Origin of the sequence: Aerococcus sp. HMSC23C02, from assembly GCF_001806805.1 — a bacterium.
In the GTDB taxonomy this organism is placed as follows: domain Bacteria; phylum Bacillota; class Bacilli; order Lactobacillales; family Aerococcaceae; genus Aerococcus; species Aerococcus sanguinicola.
On the sequence record NZ_KV786044.1, the window covers coordinates 77,784 to 84,853 of the forward strand.

Consider the following 7,070-nt stretch of genomic DNA (forward strand, 5'->3'; position numbering starts at 1 on the left):
CGATGAGTCTCCAATCATTCAAGTCTAAGCGCCAGCCCTCTCACCCTTGTATAGGGATAATCGAAAGTTCTTTTGGATAGTGGTTAATGACTTCGACCCCGTTGGCTTGGGCGATGACTAGGTCTTCGATTCTTACGGCGGTTTCGCCTTCCAGGTAGATGCCGGGTTCGATGGAGAAGCACTGGCCGGCTTGAACCAGCTGGGTATTGGCCTGGCTGACGTCACCGGCTTCGTGGGTTTCTTGGCCGATAAAGTGACCTGTCCGGTGGATGAAGCAGTCGCCGTAGCCAGCTTGGGCGATGGTGGTCCGGCAGGCCGAATCGATGGCTTGGAAAGTCGCCTGACCGACCTTAACGGCTGCAATCCCAGCTTCCTGGGCCTCCAGGGTCAGCTGGTAGAGGGCCCGGTCCTTGTCTGAGACCTGGCCGTAGTAGAAGGTCCGGGTCATGTCCGAGCAATAGCCCTGGTGGCGGCAACCGATGTCAACCACAATGGCGTCTCCTAGCTGGGGCCGGCTGTGGTCCGACAAGTGGTGGGGGTCGGCCCCGTTCGCCCCGTAAGCGACGATGGGTTCGAAGCTAAAGCCTCCATCTGCTCCAACTTCCCGGTAAATTTTTTCTAAGGCCTGGCAGGCTTCGATTTCGCTGGGGCCATAGGGAAGGACTTCTTCGACTAAGCGGGCCATGGCCTGGTCGTTGAGGGCGGAAGCCTGGCGCATAAGCTCCTGTTCACCTGCCGACTTGATCCCGCGCTGTTGGTCAACCAAGTGGCTGGCCAGGCTAAAGTTACTCAAGGGATAGGTCGTGATGAGGGGGAGGAGGTAGTTGGCGGTCATCTGCTTATCGATGCCGAAATTTCCCACTTCCTCTAGGGGCAGGCGCTTGACCAGCTGGCCAAAGTCATCTTGGTCTTTGGTCCGAACCACTTGAAAAATATCATCCACTTGGAAGCGGAAGAGCTCGTTGGCTACGAGGCAGGGCCGTCCTTTATAGGGCACAATGAGGAGCCAGAGCCGCTCCATGGGGTCGACTAAGACGCCGGTATAATAATAAATACTGTAGGGGTCAGTCACTAGGATTTGGTTCACATGCTGGCTTTCCAGCCGGTCTTGTAAGGACCTTAAACGGGCACGATATTCACTTGCCATCGTGTCATCTCCTTTATGTCTTGATAGGAGCATTATAAAACAAAACTAGCCGAAGAACAAAGCCATTCAGGAAAAGAGGGAAGCAGATGCAAAACACGCGCGACGATGACAGTAGAGGACCAATCTTCTCCTTGACGGGGACCCAGTTGAAGCTGATCGCCATGCTGGCCATGTTTATTGACCATGCGGCAGTGGTTTTCATTGAGCCCCAGCTCTTGGCGCCGGTGACCTGGCTGGACTTCTTGACGGTGTCCAGTGATGGCCCGGCCCTAGTCTACCTCATCATGCGGTCGATCGGGCGGATTGCCTTTCCTATTTTTTGTTTCCTACTAATTGAGGGCTTCGTCCATACCCGGTCAGTCAAGGCCTATGCCGGGCGACTTGGGATCTTGGCCCTTCTCTCAGAAGTGCCTTTCGACCTGGCCCTCTTCCGACAAAGCCTGGACTGGAGTCATCAGAATGTCTTCTTTACCCTTCTAGCAGGGCTCCTGGCCTTAGTAACTTTAAAACAAGACCGCTACCGCTGGCTCAAAGTTTTGGGGCCGCTATTGTTGATGGTCCTCGCTGAGCTAGGAAGGGTTGACTACGGTTACTTTGGGGTAGCCTTAGTGGTCCTCCTCTACCTGAGCCGGCAAGAGCGTTTGTGCCAGGCTGTGGTCGGGGCCCTGGCATCGCTTTGGGAGGGGCCGGGTGTTTTGATCGCTTACTACCTTATTTACCACTATAATGGAGAAAAGGGGCGGGGGAATAGCCGCTGGTTCTACTTTCTCTATCCGGCCCACTTGCTTATTTATGCTGGGATCCGTCACTTGCTCTTGTAATGAATTAGAAAGAGGTGGCACAGATGTTAGCCATTAATTATGACGCTTATTTCGAGGACTTATTGGCCGAGCTCAAGGCCCTCGTCCGCATTCCATCCGTTCGCGACGAGGCTACGGCCTCCAGCGAGGCACCTTACGGCCAAGAAATCCGGCGCGCCCTGGACTATATGACAGCGCTCGCCCAAGCAGAAGGTCTGACCGTACAAAATTATGCTAATGAGGCGATTGCCATTGACCTGCCGGGGCAGTTAGCGACCCCATACCGGATTGATGTGGTCAGCCACTTGGATGTGGTTCAAGCTGGCAGCCATTGGACCCGGCCCGCCTTTGAAGCGGTGGAGGAAGACGGTAAGCTCTACGGCCGCGGGGTCAATGACATGAAACGGTCCTGCCTCTTGGTCTTCTATGCCATGAAGATTATCCAGGACTACAAAATTCCTCTCCGTAACCAGTTGCGCCTGGTCTATGGCTCTGATGAGGAAACGGAGATGCTTGACCTGGAGCCTTACTTGCGCCAGGCCGGCCAGCCTGACTTCGCCTTCACCCCGGATGGCGTCTTCCCTGTCTGTGTAGGGGAATTCGGCGCCATTACCTGGGAATTCAGCCATGACTTGGCAGACTATGGGCCAATCCTTGAGCTATCAGGCGGAGAGGGAGCTAATGTGGTGCCTTCCCGAGCCCAAGCCCGTTTAGCTGGCGACTACCGAGCAATTCTCCAGGCTTATCTGGATCAGAAAGATTGGCCGGGACAAGTCAGCTACCGGGATGGTGAGACCCACTTGAGCCTGGACGGCAAGGGGGCCCACGCCTCAGAACCCCAGCTTGGGATTAATGCTATCAGCCGGCTCTTCCAGACCCTGGGAGAAGCCTTGGACCTGGAAAGCTTTAGCGACCTAGATCGACTCTTCAGCCCTAGCGATGGGTCGGGGGTCGGCATCGCCTATGCCAGTCCGGAAATGGGGCCCTTGACCTTTAACCTCGGTCAGCTGGACTTCCGGGCTCAGACCGGCATCAAACTCGCCGTCGATTGCCGCTTTCCTAATGGTTCGCATTCGGATGAATTGAAGCAGAAGATCCAGACCCGCTTGCCCGATTGGCAGATCCAGGCCAGCTTCGACGTCCCGGTGACCCTAGAAGATCCGGACCGACCAGCCATCCAGACCTTGTCGAAGACCTTTGCCCAACACTTCCCTGAAGAAAGCCAGACGCCCCTGATCGGCAAGGCAGTGTCCTACAGCAAGAAAGTAGGCAACTGCATCAGCTTCGGCTCCAATTTCCAAAAAGATCCCGAAGTGGCCCACCAGGCGGATGAGTATGTGGAAATTGATAGCCTCATCCCGCTTCTCAAACTGTACACAGAAAGCTTGATTAAACTTGGCCAGGCTAAGGAATTGTAGGGTGGATAGTCTTTAAAGGAAATGGTGCTAGTGAGCATCCGTTGCGCTTTTGAATTTGGCCCTTGAAGAGCCGTGGCACCGGTGAGAGCCAAGGTCTCTCACCTAGCGAGCTTCAAAGGGCTAGTACGGCTGATGCCTACTATCCCTAATTCACATCGCTTGCTTGGTCACGGCTAAGGGCCAACTTCAACGCTCCACTCCTGCTCATAAGGAAACCGTTGAACCACTATAATCGTACTATTGAAAATTAAGAGCACAAATTTATCTTGTATTATATAACAGTGGAGAAAAAACTTAACTTTCTAGGATTAAATTAAACGGTGCTAGTGAGCATCTGTTGCCCTTTTGAATTTGGCCCTTGAATCTTTAAAATTCAGTTGCTGATGTCCAAAGCTTAAAACTTCCCACTGTCTTGCTACAAGCATGCTGACAAGTCTATTCAGCTGAAGTTATTAGTTAAATTTAAAACATAAAAAAGCAGAAGCTCTTATGATCTAGAAGCTTCTGCTTTTTGTCTTTTTAGTGCTGTAAATTAGAAAGGTTTCACTAATAAATAGAATATCTGTTATGAGCAGGCCTTAAGCACATGCTCACCTATACCATTCACTTCTGGCTGTTTTTAATCTTCTTTATTGCTGAGGTAGATGCTTTGGATAATGGTGAAGATAATTAAAATCACATACCAGAGAATTTTGCGGTTACGCTTTTTTTGTGCTTTGGATGTTGCCATAGGATTCACCTCACTCTTTTTTTCTTTACCAGTATAGCATATCTGCCCCCTGGAAACCATTACAAAAGAATGGAAGCGAGCTTTCAATGTATGCTTTCATGACATTCCTAATAGTTTACATGGCAGTATGCTATTGTTGATAAGCAGGCGTATCTACTTTTGCCTGACTAGTCGGTCAATTAAAATAAAGAAGATGAGAAGAATTTTTATCCAATTGACTGGCAAGATATTCCAGCCCAAGAAGCCCTGGAGCAAGCACAAAAAGAGGCACAAAAAGCCCTGGATGATTATTGGGATTCGACATCAAATCCATAGCTCAAAGCAAGTGCAAGATTGTTCTTACATGAAGCGCTTTCGCGTCAAATCAAGGCTTAGCTGATATCAGGCTAAGTCTTTTGCTCTGAAAGCGCTCTAAATATATTTATTTAAACTATCAAAAAACTGGCCTTTTCAAGCAAGTCTACTTGATATAATTAACGCTTATAAGGTACAATTGATATAGAACGCTGTGGATAAGTTTGGGCAACCAAAGTCCCACAAGTTTTTTGTGAAAAGGAGAAGATAAAATATGGAAATGAGTTTTAGATGGTATGGCCATCATGACCCAGTTAAGCTAGAAGATATCCGTGTCATTCCAGGCATGCAAGGTATCGTAACAGCTGTTTATGATGTGCCAGTGGGGGAAGCATGGCCCCTGGAAAACATCGAAAAATTAAAGGCGTCTGTTGAGGAACAAGGGATGCATATTTCGGTTATCGAATCAATCCCTGTCCATGAAGACATCAAATTAGGCAAACCAAGCCGCGACCAATTAATCGAAAACTACAAAGAGTCTATCCGCAACGTGGGTAAGGCTGGTATTCCAGTCGTTTGTTACAACTTCATGCCGGTCTTTGACTGGACCCGTACGGACTTAGAATACCTTCTTCCTGATGGTTCAACTTGCTTGGCTTTCTTCAAGGATGAAGCTGAAGCAGTGGACCCAATCAATGGGGACTTTAGCTTACCAGGTTGGGATGCTTCTTACACTAAAGAAGAAATGGCCCAAGTCTTTGCTGACTATGCTGAAGTCGATGAAGAACAATTATGGGAAAATTTAGAATATTTCCTTAAAGAAATCATTCCAGTGGCTGAGGAAGCTGGCGTGAAAATGGCTATCCACCCTGATGATCCGCCATACTCTATCTTTGGCTTGCCACGTATCATTACCGGCTTAGATGCGGTGAAACGTTTCTTAGATATCGTGGATTCACCAAGCAATGGGATCACTATGGACCATGGCTGCTACTTCTCAGATGGCAAGAACGATGTCGACGCCATCATGGAATATGCCTTGAAACGCGACCGGATCAACTTCGTCCATGCCCGTAACGTCCAAGCTGGCGACTGGGGCTTCATGGAAACTGGCCACTTATCTGCTAATGGGGACGTGGACTTCTACAGTATGATGGACCTCTTAGTGAAATACGGCTGGGAAGGCCCAATCCGTCCTGACCACGGCCGCCGCATCTGGGGTGACCAAACAGAAACACCAGGTTATGGCCTCTATGACCGTGCCCTAGGGGTTGCCTACATCAACGGCCTCTACGAAGCGCTCTGCCACAAGTATGACCGCAAGCCAGACTTCGGCCAAGCTGTTTATCCACACGACGAAGAATTACTTAAGAACCGTAAATAATAGAGTGTGACAAAAGTCGTTTAGGCCTGGACCACTGGAGCAAAGGATGATAGAGCCTTAACAAGGCTCGCACAGCCTTTGTGAAGTGGAGCCAGGGCTGACTTTTGGATCAGGATTAATAGTCGGGTTCGACTTGGCAGCTTTGGAGGGCTTTCGCAAGTTGGGAACGTGCAAGCGGGGTTTGCCCTTATCCCAACTTACTCCAAGCATCCAAAGCTAAGCGCCAAGTCTCACACCCTTAATTTTAGAAAGAAGGAATGCAAAGATGGCAAACAATCCATATGTTCATGATTTTTCAGGTAAAACTGTTGTATTAACTGGTGCAGGTGGGGTTATTGTTTCTAAGTTAGCAGAAGGCTTTGCTCAAGCTGGCGCTAATGTTGCTTTACTTGACCTTAACGAAGATGCAGCTAACGAAGCGGCTGAAAAGATCAACGCTTTAGGTGGCGGCAAGGCTAAGGGTTACAAGTGTAATGTTTTAGACAAGGAAAACTTAGAAGCTGTTCGCGAAGAATTGAATAATGACTTCGGCCCATGCGATATCTTAGTTAACGGGGCAGGCGGTAACAGCCCACGCGCAACTACTGATAACGAATTCCACGAAGAAGGCTTAGATGAAGAAACCACTACTTTCTTCGACTTAGATCCAGAAGGCGTTAACTTTGTCTTCAGCTTGAACTTCCAAGGGACCTTACTCCCAACCCAAGTTTTCGCTAAAGATATGGTAGGTCGTGAAGGGGCAAACATCATTAATGTTTCTTCAATGAACGCCTTCACACCATTAACCAAGATCCCAGCTTACTCAGGAGCTAAGGCAGCTATCTCTAACTTCACCCAATGGTTAGCTGTTCACTTCTCTAAAGTTGGCGTACGCTGCAATGCTATTGCACCAGGTTTCCTTGTGTCTCACCAAAACATTGACTTAATGTTTGAAGAAGACCACGAAACCTTGAAACCACGTGGTAACAAGATCATTACCAATACACCAATGGGTCGCTTCGGTGAACCAGATGAAATGGTTGGACCAACCCTCTTCTTAGCTGATGAAAAATCCGCAAGCTTTGTTAACGGGGTTATTATTCCAATCGATGGTGGTTTCGCTGCTTACTCAGGTGTTTAATCTGGGCAGCTGTTTTAGATGAATGAATGGGAAAGGCTTAAGCAGGAAAGTAACTTTGTTTAAGCCTTTTCCTTAGTGGTGGGAGTTAACAGAGCGCAGTAGTATTGATAATAGCAGTGATGAGCATTCATTACGCTTTTGAATTTGATCGTTAAAAAGCCATGGCACCGGCTCGAG

General features: G+C 48.9%; 5 protein-coding genes. 4 read left to right on the plus strand and 1 reads right to left on the minus strand.

Going from position 1 to position 7,070, the window contains the following annotated elements; all coding sequences use genetic code 11:
* Positions 1–40: 40 nt before the first annotated feature.
* On the minus strand, positions 41–1,147 hold the full coding sequence (locus HMPREF3090_RS04575; protein WP_067972543.1) for a M24 family metallopeptidase: 1,107 nt from the start codon (positions 1,145–1,147) through the stop codon (positions 41–43).
* A gap of 86 nt (positions 1,148–1,233) precedes the next feature.
* Between HMPREF3090_RS04575 and HMPREF3090_RS04580 the strand changes: the two genes are divergently transcribed.
* The 4 genes from HMPREF3090_RS04580 (at position 1,234) to HMPREF3090_RS04595 (ending at position 6,893) form a co-directional block, all read left to right on the plus strand.
* The gene (locus tag HMPREF3090_RS04580; RefSeq protein ID WP_067972540.1) at positions 1,234–1,968 is read left to right on the plus strand and encodes a TraX family protein; all 735 of its coding nucleotides are present in this window, start codon (positions 1,234–1,236) and stop codon (positions 1,966–1,968) included.
* A gap of 23 nt (positions 1,969–1,991) precedes the next feature.
* Positions 1,992–3,365, plus strand: coding sequence for a Sapep family Mn(2+)-dependent dipeptidase (locus tag HMPREF3090_RS04585; RefSeq protein WP_067972537.1), 1,374 nt, complete (start codon positions 1,992–1,994; stop codon positions 3,363–3,365).
* Positions 3,366–4,663: 1,298 nt separating this feature from the next.
* On the plus strand, positions 4,664–5,773 hold the full coding sequence (gene uxuA / locus HMPREF3090_RS04590; protein WP_067972534.1) for a mannonate dehydratase: 1,110 nt from the start codon (positions 4,664–4,666) through the stop codon (positions 5,771–5,773).
* Positions 5,774–6,038: 265 nt separating this feature from the next.
* Positions 6,039–6,893, plus strand: a complete 855-nt coding sequence (locus HMPREF3090_RS04595; protein WP_067972531.1) for an SDR family oxidoreductase — start codon at positions 6,039–6,041, stop codon at positions 6,891–6,893.
* Positions 6,894–7,070: the final 177 nt, after the last annotated feature.